At 41.7% G+C, this 14,229-nt stretch carries 20 protein-coding genes; 12 read left to right on the forward strand and 8 right to left on the reverse strand.

Features of this window, described 5'->3' with window-relative positions:
* Positions 1 to 65 precede the first annotated feature (65 nt).
* From bpsA to exnP, 7 genes are all read left to right on the forward strand, one after another.
* Positions 66 to 1,163 (forward strand): type III polyketide synthase BpsA, encoded by a 1,098-nt coding sequence (gene bpsA, locus ACQVGT_RS09885; RefSeq protein WP_015383928.1) that lies wholly within the window; start codon positions 66 to 68, stop codon positions 1,161 to 1,163.
* A gap of 3 nt (positions 1,164 to 1,166) precedes the next feature.
* Positions 1,167 to 1,673, forward strand: a complete 507-nt coding sequence (gene bpsB, locus ACQVGT_RS09890) for an alkylpyrone methyltransferase (RefSeq protein WP_004398552.1) — start codon at positions 1,167 to 1,169, stop codon at positions 1,671 to 1,673.
* Between the two features lie 70 nt (positions 1,674 to 1,743).
* Positions 1,744 to 1,833, forward strand: a complete 90-nt coding sequence (gene fbpC / locus ACQVGT_RS09895; RefSeq protein WP_100069434.1) for a Fur-regulated basic protein FbpC — start codon at positions 1,744 to 1,746, stop codon at positions 1,831 to 1,833.
* A gap of 175 nt (positions 1,834 to 2,008) precedes the next feature.
* Positions 2,009 to 5,590 (forward strand): dynamin GTPase, encoded by a 3,582-nt coding sequence (dynA, locus tag ACQVGT_RS09900; protein WP_015383926.1) that lies wholly within the window; start codon positions 2,009 to 2,011, stop codon positions 5,588 to 5,590.
* Between the two features lie 64 nt (positions 5,591 to 5,654).
* A complete protein-coding gene (locus ACQVGT_RS09905) occupies positions 5,655 to 5,912 on the forward strand; it encodes a YpbS family protein (RefSeq protein WP_015383925.1) in 258 nt (85 codons plus the stop codon).
* A gap of 74 nt (positions 5,913 to 5,986) precedes the next feature.
* Positions 5,987 to 6,133: a hypothetical protein gene (locus ACQVGT_RS09910; protein WP_003230761.1), complete on the forward strand. Its 147-nt coding sequence runs from the start codon at positions 5,987 to 5,989 to the stop codon at positions 6,131 to 6,133.
* A 100-nt stretch (positions 6,134 to 6,233) separates the two neighbouring features.
* Positions 6,234 to 7,124 carry a 5'-3' exonuclease ExnP gene (gene exnP, locus ACQVGT_RS09915; protein ID WP_015383924.1) on the forward strand — a complete coding sequence of 297 codons (891 nt, stop codon included), beginning with the start codon at positions 6,234 to 6,236 and terminating at the stop codon, positions 7,122 to 7,124.
* 7 nt (positions 7,125 to 7,131) lie between these two features.
* Here the strand turns inward: exnP and sspL are convergent, their stop codons facing one another.
* Genes sspL through ACQVGT_RS09930 form a run of 3 tightly spaced genes read right to left on the reverse strand, consistent with a single transcriptional unit; the run spans position 7,132 to position 8,389 of the window.
* On the reverse strand, positions 7,132 to 7,260 hold the full coding sequence (gene sspL, locus ACQVGT_RS09920) for a small, acid-soluble spore protein L (RefSeq protein WP_003218255.1): 129 nt from the start codon (positions 7,258 to 7,260) through the stop codon (positions 7,132 to 7,134).
* 41 nt (positions 7,261 to 7,301) lie between these two features.
* The gene (locus tag ACQVGT_RS09925; protein ID WP_015383923.1) at positions 7,302 to 7,700 is read right to left on the reverse strand and encodes a reverse transcriptase-like protein; all 399 of its coding nucleotides are present in this window, start codon (positions 7,698 to 7,700) and stop codon (positions 7,302 to 7,304) included.
* Positions 7,700 to 8,389, reverse strand: a complete 690-nt coding sequence (locus tag ACQVGT_RS09930) for a queuosine precursor transporter (RefSeq protein WP_015383922.1) — start codon at positions 8,387 to 8,389, stop codon at positions 7,700 to 7,702. Before ACQVGT_RS09930 ends, ACQVGT_RS09925 begins: the two co-directional genes overlap by 1 nt.
* Positions 8,390 to 8,471: 82 nt before the next feature.
* Between ACQVGT_RS09930 and ACQVGT_RS09935 the strand changes: the two genes are divergently transcribed.
* Together ACQVGT_RS09935 and ACQVGT_RS09940 are read left to right on the forward strand one after the other, a co-directional pair.
* Positions 8,472 to 9,152, forward strand: coding sequence for a ribonuclease H family protein (locus ACQVGT_RS09935; protein ID WP_015483362.1), 681 nt, complete (start codon positions 8,472 to 8,474; stop codon positions 9,150 to 9,152).
* The gene (locus tag ACQVGT_RS09940) at positions 9,145 to 9,327 is read left to right on the forward strand and encodes a zinc-finger domain-containing protein (RefSeq protein ID WP_015483361.1); all 183 of its coding nucleotides are present in this window, start codon (positions 9,145 to 9,147) and stop codon (positions 9,325 to 9,327) included. The genes ACQVGT_RS09935 and ACQVGT_RS09940 overlap by 8 nt, the downstream gene beginning before the upstream one ends.
* 27 nt (positions 9,328 to 9,354) lie before the next feature.
* On the opposite strand, the gene ACQVGT_RS09945 is transcribed toward ACQVGT_RS09940, so the two are convergent.
* The gene (locus tag ACQVGT_RS09945) at positions 9,355 to 9,624 is read right to left on the reverse strand and encodes a DUF2564 family protein (protein ID WP_015483360.1); all 270 of its coding nucleotides are present in this window, start codon (positions 9,622 to 9,624) and stop codon (positions 9,355 to 9,357) included.
* A gap of 155 nt (positions 9,625 to 9,779) precedes the next feature.
* Between ACQVGT_RS09945 and degR the strand changes: the two genes are divergently transcribed.
* Positions 9,780 to 9,962, forward strand: a complete 183-nt coding sequence (gene degR, locus ACQVGT_RS09950) for a transcriptional regulator DegR (RefSeq protein ID WP_003230774.1) — start codon at positions 9,780 to 9,782, stop codon at positions 9,960 to 9,962.
* 51 nt (positions 9,963 to 10,013) lie between these two features.
* On the opposite strand, the gene cspD is transcribed toward degR, so the two are convergent.
* The 4 genes from cspD to metA form a co-directional block, all read right to left on the reverse strand.
* Complete coding sequence (gene cspD, locus ACQVGT_RS09955; protein WP_003230776.1) at positions 10,014 to 10,214, reverse strand: cold-shock protein CspD; 201 nt, start codon at positions 10,212 to 10,214, stop codon at positions 10,014 to 10,016.
* 15 nt (positions 10,215 to 10,229) lie between these two features.
* Entirely contained in the window at positions 10,230 to 10,376 is a 147-nt protein-coding gene (locus tag ACQVGT_RS09960) for a hypothetical protein (protein ID WP_144052042.1), read from the reverse strand.
* 80 nt (positions 10,377 to 10,456) lie between these two features.
* Positions 10,457 to 11,605, reverse strand: a complete 1,149-nt coding sequence (locus ACQVGT_RS09965; RefSeq protein ID WP_015483359.1) for a diglucosyl diacylglycerol synthase — start codon at positions 11,603 to 11,605, stop codon at positions 10,457 to 10,459.
* A 229-nt stretch (positions 11,606 to 11,834) separates the two neighbouring features.
* Positions 11,835 to 12,740: a homoserine O-acetyltransferase MetA gene (gene metA, locus ACQVGT_RS09970; RefSeq protein ID WP_004398721.1), complete on the reverse strand. Its 906-nt coding sequence runs from the start codon at positions 12,738 to 12,740 to the stop codon at positions 11,835 to 11,837.
* 341 nt (positions 12,741 to 13,081) lie between these two features.
* On the opposite strand from metA, the gene ACQVGT_RS09975 reads away from it, so the two are divergent.
* Both ACQVGT_RS09975 and hdhQ read left to right on the forward strand, forming a co-directional pair.
* Positions 13,082 to 13,564 (forward strand): glutathione peroxidase, encoded by a 483-nt coding sequence (locus tag ACQVGT_RS09975; protein ID WP_015383916.1) that lies wholly within the window; start codon positions 13,082 to 13,084, stop codon positions 13,562 to 13,564.
* A 15-nt stretch (positions 13,565 to 13,579) separates the two neighbouring features.
* Complete coding sequence (gene hdhQ / locus ACQVGT_RS09980) at positions 13,580 to 14,197, forward strand: Mn(2+)-dependent (deoxy)ribonucleoside pyrophosphohydrolase (RefSeq protein ID WP_015383915.1); 618 nt, start codon at positions 13,580 to 13,582, stop codon at positions 14,195 to 14,197.
* Positions 14,198 to 14,229: the final 32 nt, after the last annotated feature.

Raw genomic sequence — 14,229 nt, forward strand, 5'->3', positions numbered from 1 at the left:
CGCGGCGGAGTTTTTTGCATATAAAAAAGATTGTTGCGGCACAATGTATGCAAAGAGGTGATCGCATGGCGTTTATTTTATCCATTGGAACAAGTCTTCCTGCGTATAATGTAAACCAAGAGAAAGCGGCCGAGTTCGCCCGCTATATGTTTCAGCATTCTTTTAAGGATATTGACCGGCTGTTATCCTCCTTCAAAAACGGGCAAATCCATTCGAGACAGTTTGTTAAGCCGATTGAATGGTATAAAGAGGGGCACAGCTTTGAAGAAAAAAATCAAATATACATAGAAGAAACACTTAAACATAGCAGAGAGGCTGTTCGTGAGTGCCTTTCTCATCCGGAATTTTTTCAAGAAGCCATTCCTTATGAGAAAGTGGAAGCTGTTTTTTTCGTCTCCAGTACAGGTCTTTCCACACCGAGTATCGAGGCGCGGCTTATGAATGAACTTCCGTTTTCTCCATATACGAAGCGGATTCCGATTTGGGGGCTTGGCTGTGCAGGAGGAGCCAGCGGACTTGCGCGTGCAGCCGAATATTGCAAAGCGTATCCTGAGGCTTTTGTGCTTGTCATTGCTGCCGAGCTGTGCAGCCTGACATTCCAGCCGGAAGATAAAACAAAAAGCAATCTGATCGGCACCTCGCTTTTTGGTGACGGCATTGCCGCAGCTTTATTATGCGGAGAGAAGGCGGACCGCAGGATGTCAAAGCTGAAGCTTGCGCCGAAGATAATGGACGCCCAATCTGTTTTGATGAAACAATCAGAAGATGTCATGGGCTGGGACTTTACCGATCAAGGATTCAAAGTCATTTTCTCACGAGACATTCCGACCTTGGTGGAAAAATGGCTCAAAACAAATGTACAGATTTTTTTGGACAAACATAAGCTGTCATTCCATGATATCAGTGTTTTTTTGGCTCATCCAGGCGGAAAAAAAGTGATCGATGCATACATCAAAAGTCTCGGGCTGTCGTCAGAAAAGCTTTCATCTGCGCAAAGCATTTTGCAAAAGCACGGAAATATGTCTTCAGCCACAATCTTGTATGTGATAAAAGACCATCTGCAGAACGGACATAAAAAGGAAGCTGAACGAGGAATGATTGGCGCATTAGGGCCGGGTTTCTCATCAGAGTTGCTATTATTCAGCTGGGAAAAGGGGGCCTGACTCATGTTTTGGTTGTTGATCGCCATTCTCATTGTTCAAAGAGCAGCAGAAATGGCAGTGGCCAGGCAAAACGAACAAAAGGTAAAGAAGCAAGGAGCAATTGAATTTGGCGAGAGCCACTATCCGTATATCATTACGATGCATATCCTTTTTTTCCTGTCCTTAATTGCCGAAGTGCTGCTGATGAATAAACAGCCGTCCAGCTGGTGGCTCGGTATCGCTGCAGTTATTTTAAGCGTACAGATCGTACGGTATTGGGCGCTTTGTTCCTTAGGGGCATATTGGAATACGAAAATCCTTGTTGTTCCAGGTGTAGAGCTTGTAAAAAAAGGTCCATATAAATGGATGAAACATCCAAACTATGCCGTTGTTATACTCGAAATTTTGTTGATTCCGCTGCTTTATCAAGCATACGTCACCATGTGTCTGTTTTCCATTTTCAATGCCGTGTTGTTAAGCGTCAGAATTCGCGCAGAAGACAAAGCATTACAGGAATACAGCGTAAAATAGCGATTGAAAATCATTCTCAACCATGTTAAAATGAATTTGAAAAAGATTCTCAATCAGGATGGTGAAGCAAATGACAATGCTGTTTTTGCTTGGAGCGGTTTGTACATATAGTGTATTAATTGGTTTTGTATTAAAAGGAATCTCTAATAAATCTGTTTGATGAATCTGGAACTTGTAAAAGTTGCAGATTTTCTTTTATAGAAGCTGCCGTAATGGCGGCTTTTTTCTATTCTCCTAAAGAAATTTGGTTTATTCTTGTGTAAAATGAAAAGGGAATGAATTCAGATCTTTCGAAAAAGGTTCACAATTGAAACGGCACAAAGGGGTTCAGACTTATGACAGATCAAAACAGAAAAGAGCTTTTGCATAAAACTGGGGAACTTTATAAGCAATTTATTGAGAATCAAGATGAACAAAGGGCTGCTAAACTGGCTGCGGTCATGAAAAAAGCGGCTGATGAAGAGGTTTATATCGCGTTTACCGGGCATTATTCAGCGGGGAAATCGTCACTGCTGAACTGCCTGTTAATGGAGAATATTTTGCCGACAAGCCCGATTCCGACAAGCGCTAACCTTGTTGTGATCAGAAACGGGGAAAAGCGAGTTCGGCTTCATACAACAGACGGAGCGTGTGCTGAGCTGGAAGGGGCTTACCAGAAAGACAAGGTGCAGCAATATTGTAAAGACGGGGAACAGATTGAAAGCGTCGAAATTTTTGACAGGTATCCTGAGATCGATTCCGGGGTTGCGTATATTGATACACCAGGGATAGATTCAACTGATGATGCGCATTTTCTATCGGCTGCTTCTATTCTTCACCAGGCGGATGCGCTGTTTTACGTCGTTCACTATAATCACGTGCACTCTGAGGAAAATGTAAAGTTTCTCAGATCAATAAAAGAAAGCATTCCGAATGTGTATTTTATCGTCAATCAAATTGACCGCCATGATGAGACGGAAACGAAATTTGGAGACTATAAAGCGCAGGTAGTGGAGATGCTCTGCAATGAAGGGATTTCAAGAGAAGCGCTCTATTTTACATCAGTAACAGAACCGGATCACCCGTTCAATCAGATGGGGGCCCTGAGAGAAGAGTTAAGAAGAATAGAACAGCAATCAAAAAGCAATATGCAGGCTTTAACCGAACAAAAAGTCCGTAATCTGCTAAAGGAACATACGGAAATGCTGAAGAAAGACGAAACAGGCGCTCCGAGTTTCGCTGAACAGCTTAATATCCAAACTGGACTGGTCCAATCGCTGCGTGATCAATTGGATGAGGCCGAAAAACAAACGACTGAGGCAGAGCAGAGGATGCAGGAAGAAATCAATCGTATTTTAAAAAACGCCAACCTGACGCCTTTTGAAATGCGTGAATTGGCGGCTGCATTTTTAGAATCACAAGAGCCTTCTTTTAAAACCGGCTTTTTCTTTTCTAAAGCGAAAACTGCACAGGAAAGAGATAAAAGGCGGAATGCTTTTTTCTCTGATGTGGCAAAACGAACAGAGGCCGAAGCGGATTGGCATATGATAGACACGCTTCATAAACTCGCCAAGGCATTTGATGTCTATACCGCTGAAAGTGAAAAGCTGATTCAGGCCTATCGCACACCGCTTGATATAAGCATCATTGAACGCGCGGTCAAGCATGGTGCAGCCTTTTCTTCTGAATATGTATTGCAATATACAAAAGACTTGGCAGAGCTCATCCGGAAAGAGGCGAAAAGAGAAGCCGCAGACATCATAAAGGTGCTCTCCGCTATGGTGAAAGAGCGTGTTTCCAAAGACATGCAAACGATTAACGACCGGCTCGTCCAAGAATCAGAAAAACTTGTCTTTCTTCAAGAACAAGCTCGTTTAGAGAATCATGCCCGAGAGAAAACCGATCGCCTGTGGGCCATTTGGGAAGAAGAGTCCGCATGCCCAATGCATATAGACACAGAATGGTTTAAATCGAAGAAAACAAGAGTGGCGGCTCCAGAGCAGAAACAAGGCCGAAGCCAGCTGACGGCGCAGCCGATGCCGAAATCAGAAATCAAAATGGAACAAGAAATGCCGCTTCAAGACCAAATCAAACGCTTTTACACTTTGTCTGACCTTTTAGGCGAATGCAGCATGTTGTTAAAGCAAACTTCAGCGTTTCGTGAAAGGGTGAAAAGGCTTGAGGAACGGAAATTTACACTCGCTCTTTTTGGAGGCTTCAGCTCGGGGAAATCATCATTTGCCAATGCGCTTGTCGGCGAAAGAGTGCTGCCATCCTCACCAACGCCAACCACAGCGACAATTAACAAGATCACAATGCCAATCAATGGCAACTTAAACAAAACAGCGGATGTAGTGTTTAAGACAGAGGATGACATAACGGCTGAAATTTTGCAGCTCACCGGAATACCAAAGGAACCGGCAGGCCGTTCCTTCACAGAGAAGTGGGAAAAGGCAGTCAAAAAAAACAGGCTGCAGGAAGAACACGTGAAATTGATCAGCAATTTCCTGCTTGCATATGAGAAGTATCAGCAGTATATACAGGAACAGAAGAAATTAACGATTCCGCTCTCTGAATTAAAGCCGTATGTAGCAGAGGAAACAACGGCCTGTGCTGTGAAAGAGGTAACGGTCTACTATACATGTCCGCTTACTGAAAAAGGGATTACGATCGTTGATACACCCGGCGCGAGCAGCATGAATAAACGGCATACAGAACTGGCATTCCAATATATCAAAGATGCTGATGCATTTTTTTATATGACTTACTATCAGCACTCTTTTTCAAAAGGAGACCGTTCATTTTTGCGAAAGCTTGGACTTGTGAAAGAATCGCTTAGCATGGATAAAATGTTTTTTATTATTAATGCTTCAGACCTTGCAAAAGATAAAACAGAGCTCGAAACAGTGACCGATTATGTCAGCGCAGAGCTTGTAAAAGAAGGGGTTTATGAGCCGCAGCTCTTTACCGTATCAAGTAAGGAGGAACTGGTGGGAAAATCGGAGTCATTTTACAATCAGTTCTCGAAAGTAAGAAAACACTTAGACCGGTTTATCGAAGTGGATGTAAAAAAAGCGTCAGCAGCGCAGCTCAGTTCGGAGGCAGACAAACTATGCGAAACTGTTTTTCAGCTTCACCAATCCCAGCATCAGTCCCGAGAAGAGAAGGAAGCGCAGAAACAGCGCCTTATGCTGTCATTTGAGCGGACAGCGGCCGATATCGAGAAACGGCGGAACTCAGAAACCATCATTGAAAAAGTAAAAAAAGATACAAGAGAGCAGCTATATCACATTACACAGCGATTATCATATTTTGCAAATGATTTATTAAAATCGGCATTTCATCCCGGGCTGCAAAACGGGGATTGGAAAAAGAACGTCAGTAAGGCGATGACAACAGCCTTACATGAATATCAATTTGAATATATTCAGGAAATCAAAACGCTTGATGTTCGCATGAGCGGTTTCATCGAAAGGCATATCAATGAAGAATGGCTGGATCAATTTCAAAAAACATTAAACGAGGACGGTTATTTTTCCGTTTATGCGGGTGATCAGCATTCGAACGGCATACAGTTGAAGGAAGTTGAACCAGAAATAGAAGAACGTGCTTTTGAGCAGGAACTAAAAGAGGTCAAATCACCGAAGCAGTTTTTTGAGCAGAAAGGAAAATCGGCCTTTATCGAAGCTGTACGGATGAAACTTACGAAAATCACAGAGGCATGGATAAAAAATGAAGAAGAAAGCCTGATCTCTCATTACACTGCTCACCTCAGACGCTTACAGGAAGATATGGGTGAAAAAGCAATCGCGCAAATAACCGATCAAAAAGAGACATATTTAAGAGGATATGCGGAAGGGGAACATGCGAAAGAGATTGAAATGGCGTACCAGGCGTGCATCTCCTGGAAAAATTCAGACAATACAATAAAAATGTAAAATTCAGTTGGCTTGTATTTCAAGTCATGATAGACTAAATAGAAAAAAGCGAGATGAACGATTAATGTCAGAGGTACATAAAGCAATTTCAGCACATTCATCAAAACAGCACGAGCATATCAAAGCATTTATGCGTCTTGAAAATTTGCGTGAATTGGCGATTGAAGAAGCTGTTGCTAAATGCAAAAACGATGAGCCTTATACTACAGATGCAATTAATGAAATTACCGAGCAAATGAATCAGCTCGCTAAAAAAGGCATCGTCCCGACAAGACGGCTTGTATCAAAAGAAATGGTCAGAGAATACGTAAGCCGCATGTAAGCTGGATGATCCTGTCGCGAGTGAACCTCCTGCCGGAAGCATATACTATATGCATCCGACGTAAGGGGGGATTCATGTTGGGCAGAACAAAGCTCGGAAACAGAAATGCACAGGCGAATAACAATGCCAAAAAGAAAAACGGATTTCAAACCCATTTTGACTCTTACGCAGGACGCGAAGCTGAAAAGCTGATCGCCAGCAACAAAAGACACAACGATTGATAAATATCCAAACAGTATCTCTCATTAAAGAGATACTGTTTTTTATTTTTGGGCTGCTTTATGATAAAATAGAAGTAATGAAAGAAAAGGGAGTTATCTGATGAATAATAATAAACTATTGCTGGTTGACGGCATGGCTCTTTTATTCCGGGCCTTTTTTGCCACGGCCGTACATCGCAACTTTATGATAAATGACAGCGGGGTGCCGACGAACGGCGTCAACGGCTTTTTAAAGCATTTGATTACAGCTGTGGAAACATTCCAGCCGACACACGTCGTCTGCTGCTGGGACATGGGGAGCAAAACGTACCGAAATGACTTGTTCCAAGATTATAAGGCCAACCGCAGCGCGCCGCCTGTGGAGCTGATTCCGCAGTTTGATTTGGCAAAGGAAGCAGCCGCAGAGCTTGGAATCATGAATATTGGCTTTGCCGGCTATGAAGCGGATGACTGTATCGGTACTCTTGCCGATTTATTTGCGAATGAAGCGGACATTACGGTCGTAACAGGGGACAGAGATTTACTTCAGCTGTTAACGGATAAAGTAAGCGTTGCTTTGCTTCAAAAAGGAATCGGAAATTATAAAGTCTATACAAAAGAGATTTTTTATGAAGAAACAGGCGTAATGCCGAAGGCTTTGATTGATATTAAAGCGCTTATGGGAGATTCCAGTGATAACTATCCCGGAGTCAAAGGGATTGGAGAAAAAACAGCCTACAAACTGATTCGTGAATACGAAACGATTGACCGTTTATTGGAAAATCTTGCTCTTCTTCCAAAAGGACAGCAGGGAAAAATTCAGCAAGGTTTAAGCGATTTGGAGATGTCGAGGAAGCTTGCGGAAATTCATTGCTCAGTGCCGCTGGCCTGCACACTGAAAGACGCTTTATTTAATTTGCAAATGGAGCAGGCGGCTGACATGCTTCGCCGCCACCAAATCAAAGGAATTGAGCGTATGCTTGAAAAGCTGAACGCTAGAGAAATCGTTTAGATTTTCTCTAGCGTTTTGTATTGCTTTTTTTTGCTCTTTCCTCAAGCTCTGTTTTAGGGTCATTATGTGTATTGCCTTCCAGGTCGCCTTGCGGAGTAACACCGCCGGTCAGCCGGCCTTTATCTTTCTTTTTCATGTTAGTTCACCTCGCCATTAGGATGAACCAATGATCAAGATTTAATTCTTTTCATTCAGCCGAATCGCTTCTTTTGCCAGAAGATCGGCTTTTTGGTTTTGCTTGCCCGGTATCCATTTGATGAAAAAAAGAGGGAATGCCGCTTTTAATCGGATAATTTCTTCTACGAACGGTTGAAACGTTTTATTTTTAACCATTTCAAGCTCAGTGGCGCGTTCCACAATATCTGAATCGGTTCGAAAGGAAACCGATTGATACCCGCGCGTTGCACATAGCTTCATCCCTTCAATTAATGCAAGAAATTCCGCTTCCTGATTTGTATGCACTCCGATTGGAATAGAGAAGGATTCTGCTATTCCCTCATGTTTGATAAAAATGCCGATACCGGAAGGCCCGGGATTACCAGCGCTTGCTCCGTCTACGTATATTTCTGTAGGCATTATGAACTCCTTTCATCTTTAGGTATCATTTTTTTGGCTGCATATGCATAAGGCAATGAAATCAAAGATACCGCAAACTTAATCAAATATGTAGAAATAAAAATATGAAGCCACACGCCTGCCGGATAAATGCCGAGAAAGGCGACTGCAGTGAATATGAATGTATCAAACAGCTGGCTGACTGCTGTACTGCCGCCGTTTCTGAGCCATAAAAGCCGATCAGAAGGAAATATCCTTCTAATTGCCGAATATACATAAACATCCAGCGTTTGGCTGAAGATAAAGGCAAGCAGACTTCCTAACGCAACTCGCGGAAGGAATCCGAAGATCGTTTCCAGCGCTGGTTGTGATATGTCGCTGGAAGCCGGTTCGAAAAGCAGCACGCCCTGCATGACAAATGTCAGCGTCAGGAGCGTTGAGAATCCGAGCCATACCGCTTTTCTGGCTTCAGCTGGTCCGTATTTTTCATTCAGCACATCTGTCGCAAAAAAGATTGTGCCATACATCACATTCCCGAGTGTCGCTGTTAAGCCAAACAGTTCGACTGTTTTGACGACTTGGAGGTTGGCGCAGACTGTCGCAAAACCGATCCAAACAAACAGTCCCATTTTGCCAAATCCTTTATAAAATAAAAGAACAATGATAAAATTAATGATCGCAAAAAAGATCCAAAACGAATTATTAAACAAGATGAAAAAGCTTCCTTTCCGGGGTAAGATTGGTTTGATTATAGCATAAGCCCGGCAACTAATGAATGGTAAGGTGATTGTAATGAAGCTCAGACCGCATTTGAAAATAGAAGCAAAAGGAACGGGATCCGTCTCATTTTTTAGCGAAGACTGGCTGACAGCACAGCAGGCACGTATGCTCGCCAGAGAACTTGGCCGTTTTCCATACATGAAGGAGCTAGAGTTCGAAGACGAGAAAGGCGGCAGCTGGACGCTGAAGGAATTGGAAAAGCTGACAGAGGAGCTTGCTCAAGAACCTGATGACATTACTGTTTATTTTGACGGCAGTTTTGATAAGGAGAGCGAACTGGCCGGTCTCGGGATCGTCATCTATTATTCATTGGGAGGAACCCGGCATCGCTTGAGAAAAAATAAAAGCTTCCGGCTGAAAACCAATAATGAAGCTGAATACGCAGCGCTTTATGAAGCAATAAGAGAAGTAAGAGAGCTTGGGGCAAGCAGAAATTCAATTACAATCAAAGGGGACTCGCTTGTTGTACTGAATCAGCTTGACGGCAGCTGGCCTTGTTATGATCCATCTCATAATGAATGGCTGGACAAAATAGAAGCACTCCTTGAATCGCTGAAGCTTACTCCAACCTACGAAACGATACAACGAAAAGACAATCAGGAAGCTGACGGCCTCGCTAAAAAAATTCTATCCCATCAATTCGTAGAAAGCCACACGAAATTAGACCGTAACGGAGATGACGAAATTGGATAAGAAAATGATCTTTAAAGAACTGACAGAACTGCACGATGAATATTGCAAGGACTGTTTTATTAAGAAGCAGTTTCGCAAAGAATTTGGCAAAACTTATGCGCATTCATTTTGTATCAATAAATGTACGGTTGGTGAAAAGCTGAAACAATACGGAGATGTCTTAACCAGCCACTAAAAATAAAAACCGCAGAAGCTGCGGTTTTTATTCTTTGAATTCATCGAGCTGATGCTCGCTGTCATCTAGCAGCTGCTGTTGCTGCTTTACAAATTCAGGATCATCGAGAGCTGCCAGCTCTTCAGATTGTGACAGTTCTCTAGCATCCTCAATGACTTGGTATGCAGAGTCGACTAATGTTTTGCTTTGGCCTCTCGTCGCAGCTCCTGTTGTTTTCTGCGCTGTTTCCACCGCTAGTTCCAGCTGCCGCTTATCCGTAAAGCCAGTCTGATCCTCATTATGAAATTCTGAAGTCACCAAAAACACCTCCGCCATTATTTTGCAGAGTTTTTTTGAAATTTATGTACCAAAATAGAAAAGAAAATAAAAATAAGCCGATATAACTATTGAACCAGAATAAATAGGACTGTTTTACTATTTGAGGTATCTTGATAGAGAAGGGGTACGCAGCTATGGATGATAAAGACTTGAAGTTGATCCTTCACAAAACATTTATAGAAATATACAGTGATTTAGAAGAACTGGCGGATATCGCGAAAAAAGGAAAACCGTCAATGGAAAAGTATGTTGAAGAGATTGAACAGAGGTGCAAACAAAACATTTTGGCGATTGAAATCCAGATGAAAATCAAATAGGAGAGGCGAATGCCTCTCCTCTATTTGTCATCTCATCATCATGTATTGAGTTTAGAGTTTTACAACATTAGAAGCTTGAGGTCCACGATTACCTTCGACAATTTCAAAAGAAACTTCTTGTCCTTCTTCTAATGATTTGTATCCATCTCCTTCGATAGCTGTGAAGTGAACAAATACATCGTCTCCGCCTTCAACTTCAATGAAGCCGAATCCTTTTTCGTTGTTGAACCATTTTACTTTACCGTTTTGCATATTGCTTAATTCCTCCTAGTACTGTAGCACCCGTGTGCTAAAAAAAATTTTGTCACCATTTAACGTTGATTCATTGTTAAATGATGGTTCAACTATACACCATCTGGGAGCACCCGTCAAGTTGTGAAACGGCTTATTTTTCAAAAGAAGGGCAAGTTTCATAAAAAAATGTAACCGCTTTTATTAATGGCTGAATATAAATAAAAAGAGCACACGATTTTCGTATGCTCTCTAGTACGCCATTAAGATAGTGCTTTGGCTTTTTGTTTGGCAGTCATCATTTCTGATTCCTTCAGGATATCCTCTAAAATCACTTCAGAGGAGTTTGCTAAATGAAGGTCCTTAATGTTTTTCTTCATGCGATGCAAGGTATCTTCATCTGCAAGAAGGGAAGTGACTGACTCGAGAATCTCTTCATGGCGGTTCACGACGATGGCAGCTCCGCGGTCTTCAAAGAAGTTTGCATTTTCTTTTTCCTGGCCAGGCACGGGTTTGTACAGAATGACAGGCACACCGATGGCTGTGGCTTCTGTCAAAGTAATGCCGCCAGGCTTGGTAATCATGCAATCTGTGATCCGGAATAGCTCATCAATGCGCTCCACATAGCCCAGAACTTTTAATTTGTCACCATTTTCCGCCTCAAGCGCACTCAAAGATTCTTTTAAAGCCGTATTTTTCCCGCACACGACAACCACTTGCACTTGGTCATCTTTGACAAGGTTTTCGCACAGCTCTTTTACGTTCTTTAATACACCGTGAGCACCTGCCATGATCAGAAGCACTTTTTTGTTTGGTGAAAGATTGTACTTTTTATATATCGGGCCAACCGGCATGGATTCTTCAAATTGCGGCCTGATTGGAATTCCTGTGATTTTTACGTTGCTTGGATGAGTGCCGATCTCCAGCAGTTTTTCCTTCACGTAATCTGTCGCCACATAATATTTATCCACGTTTTCGTGAACCCAAATTTTATGAAGACAAAAATCAGTCATAACGTTGAAGGTAGGAATGACTCTTCCAGTTCGGCGTCTGTATTCAGGCACGACGATCATCGGAAATGTATTAATAATAATATCGGGCTGATGTTCATCGACAAGTTCGCCCAATCTTTTATTACCCATTTTAAAGTAAATATTGAATTTGCGTTTATTATAGATTTTGTCAACTCCGTAATAAAACAAACGATAAAACTGTTTCCCGATTGAGAAGCTTTTTAAATAAAGGTATTGAGTTACCTCTGAAACAATCGGATTTGACTCTTGGTACAAATTAGAAACTGTTACATGCTGAAAGCCGAGCCGTACACATTGTTCATAAAGTGTTTTGGCTACCTGCACATGTCCATTTCCGTAATTTGCAGTCAAAATTAATACTCTTTTATTGGTATTCAAGTAAATTCACCTCAATGTAATCAACAACAAGCAAGCTTCATGCATCGTAAGGAGTTATTGTCTATACATAAACATAACACAAATACATAATCGAATTATTAATGCAGTGAAAAAGTTAAGCTAATTTTAAATGATTTGGATTCCAGTATTTTAAATTTTTGTTATACGCAGACTGAATCAGATGTATTTTATCATATTTTTTGCTCAGCGTATCACTAAAAAAGAAAAATTAGTCCCATTCATAAGGAGTTTCTTGGTAAACGTAATAATTCAGCCAATTCATAAACAATAATGTGGCATGCGCTTTCCAGCGATTCACTGGCTCGTTGCTGCCTTTTGCAAAATAATGTTTAGGTGCCTCGACAGTAGAAAGGTTTCGTTCCAAATCTCTTTCATACTCTTGAAGGAGCGTATTTGTATCATATTCAGGGTGCCCTGTCAAAAAGACTTGTTTTTCGTCTTTAGACACAATTAAGCAAACCCCGGCTTCCTTTGATGCGGTAAGAATGTTTAACTCGGGCACTGCTTGAAGCTGTTCCATATTTATATCTGTATGCCGGGAATGCGGCACGTAGTATAGCTCGTCAAAACCTCTTACCAATCTTTCGTGTTTTGAAAGAACGGTATGTTCGAACACACCGAAGATTTTTTTCGGCATTTGAATTTTTTCCACACCGTAATGGTAATACAAACCTGCTTGAGCACCCCAGCAAATATGCAAGGTTGAAGTGACATTTGTTTTGCTCCACTCCATAATTTCCTTGAGCTCTTCCCAATATGAAACCTCTTCAAACGCCAAATGCTCGATCGGCGCACCGGTGATAATCATGCCGTCAAACCTCTTGTGACGGATATTGGAAAAAGTCGTGTAAAATTCGTCAAGGTGTTCTCTCGCAGTATTTTTCGGCGTGTGTGTGCTTGGGATTAAAAATGTGAAATGAACCTGTAAAGGCGAATTTCCAAGCAATCTGAGAAGCTGAGTCTCTGTTTGGATTTTTTTCGGCATCAAATTTAATATAATAATTTTTTGCGGCCGGATATCCTGATGAAATGCTCTGCTTTCATCCATTACAAATATATGTTCACTTTCAAGCACCTGTTTTGCCGGCAGGTGTGTAGGTATATTAATAGGCAACGTGCCACCTCCATTATTTCCCCGTTTAATTTTCTTCATTATAGGAATTTTCACGCCAATTTTCAATCTATCTATACGTGTTGAGGGGGAAACAACAGAAAACTCTTTAAATAAAACGCACTGACATGCCTTTTGGTTTCACAGTAAAATGATTTTCAAAGATGTCAGAGGGAATTGTAATGTTTTATAGAATGATAAGATAAAAAATGAGCCATATGAATTGATAATGAACGGACGCTCATATCGTTAAGTTTCTTATGAGTTCTTAATTGATGTTTACATTTTGAATTGCGATTTAAAAAAGGTAAAATAATCAGCACCAGGGAATAGGAGGGACTTACATGTCTATTTATCATATGAAGGTACGTACCATCACAGGGAAAGACATGACACTTCAGCCTTTCGCGGGAAAGGTACTGATGATCGTGAATACAGCAAGTAAGTGCGGTTTTACTCCCCAATTGAAGCAGCTGCAGGAATTATATGATACATATCAGCAGGAGGGGCTGGAGATCTTAGGGTTCCCCTGCAATCAATTCATGAACCAAGAGCCTGGTGAAGAGGCTGACATACAGGAATTTTGTGAAACAAATTACGGTGTTACATTTCCTATGTTTTCAAAAGTGGATGTAAACGGGAAAAACGCCCACCCGCTGTTTGTGTATTTGACAGAACATGCGAAAGGGATGCTGGGAACTAAGGCGATCAAGTGGAATTTCACGAAATTTATAGTGGATAGAAATGGAGAAATCGTTGGCCGTTATTCACCAAATACAAATCCGAAAGAGCTGGAAGACGATATCGTGAAGCTATTAGAGCAATAAAAAGAGGGTGCTTTTATGAAGGAATTGAAGCAGGAAGAGCAAATCAGGGCATGGGTTCAATCTATCCTGACTAAGGAAAGCTCTGGACATGACTGGCATCATGTATCAAGAGTAGCAGATCTTGCAGCGTATATTGGAGAAAAGGAAAAAGCGGATTTGTTCATTGTTGAAACGGCGGCTTTGGTTCATGATTTAATTGATGTGAAGCTGCCTGACACGGTCAGGCTTTCTGTGAGCGAAGTATATGATCAGCTCGTTTTTTTCGGAGTAGGAAAAGAGAATGCAGACAGAGTGATTCATATTATAACAAGGATGTCCTTTCGAGACAGGGAAAAGCTGGCGAACGAGCCGCTCTCAATTGAGGGAAAAGCCGTACAGGATGCTGACAGACTTGATGCGATTGGTGCTGTCGGCATTGCGAGAGCTTTCATGTTTGCGGGCGCAAACGGGCATGGCCTTTATGGAGATGATCGAAGCGCCTACGCTCATTTTTTTCATAAGCTGCTGCGGCTGAAAGATATGATGAATACAGACACTGCACGGGAACTGGCAGAAGAAAGACACAATTTTATGCTTCAGTTTGTCCGCCAATTAGAAAAAGAAATACCCGGGATTGATGCCAAAACGTCGTAATAGAAGGCTTGGAGCGACTATGATAGAATAAG

It is taken from the genome of Bacillus sp. SCT118 (assembly GCF_058566435.1).

Excerpts from the sequence above, each read along its gene's own strand:
- bpsA (WP_015383928.1), top strand. The coding sequence starts at position 66 with ATGGCGTTTATTTTATCCATTGGAACAAGTCTTCCTGCGTATAATGTA.
- bpsB (WP_004398552.1), top strand. The coding sequence starts at position 1,167 with ATGTTTTGGTTGTTGATCGCCATTCTCATTGTTCAAAGAGCAGCAGAA.
- fbpC (WP_100069434.1), top strand. The coding sequence starts at position 1,744 with ATGACAATGCTGTTTTTGCTTGGAGCGGTTTGTACATATAGTGTATTA.
- dynA (WP_015383926.1), top strand. The coding sequence starts at position 2,009 with ATGACAGATCAAAACAGAAAAGAGCTTTTGCATAAAACTGGGGAACTT.
- ACQVGT_RS09905 (WP_015383925.1), top strand. The coding sequence starts at position 5,655 with ATGTCAGAGGTACATAAAGCAATTTCAGCACATTCATCAAAACAGCAC.
- ACQVGT_RS09910 (WP_003230761.1), top strand. The coding sequence starts at position 5,987 with ATGTTGGGCAGAACAAAGCTCGGAAACAGAAATGCACAGGCGAATAAC.
- exnP (WP_015383924.1), top strand. The coding sequence starts at position 6,234 with ATGAATAATAATAAACTATTGCTGGTTGACGGCATGGCTCTTTTATTC.
- sspL (WP_003218255.1), bottom strand. The coding sequence starts at position 7,260 with ATGAAAAAGAAAGATAAAGGCCGGCTGACCGGCGGTGTTACTCCGCAA.
- ACQVGT_RS09925 (WP_015383923.1), bottom strand. The coding sequence starts at position 7,700 with ATGCCTACAGAAATATACGTAGACGGAGCAAGCGCTGGTAATCCCGGG.
- ACQVGT_RS09935 (WP_015483362.1), top strand. The coding sequence starts at position 8,472 with ATGAAGCTCAGACCGCATTTGAAAATAGAAGCAAAAGGAACGGGATCC.
- degR (WP_003230774.1), top strand. The coding sequence starts at position 9,780 with ATGGATGATAAAGACTTGAAGTTGATCCTTCACAAAACATTTATAGAA.
- cspD (WP_003230776.1), bottom strand. The coding sequence starts at position 10,214 with ATGCAAAACGGTAAAGTAAAATGGTTCAACAACGAAAAAGGATTCGGC.
- ACQVGT_RS09960 (WP_144052042.1), bottom strand. The coding sequence starts at position 10,376 with ATGAAACTTGCCCTTCTTTTGAAAAATAAGCCGTTTCACAACTTGACG.
- ACQVGT_RS09975 (WP_015383916.1), top strand. The coding sequence starts at position 13,082 with ATGTCTATTTATCATATGAAGGTACGTACCATCACAGGGAAAGACATG.
- hdhQ (WP_015383915.1), top strand. The coding sequence starts at position 13,580 with ATGAAGGAATTGAAGCAGGAAGAGCAAATCAGGGCATGGGTTCAATCT.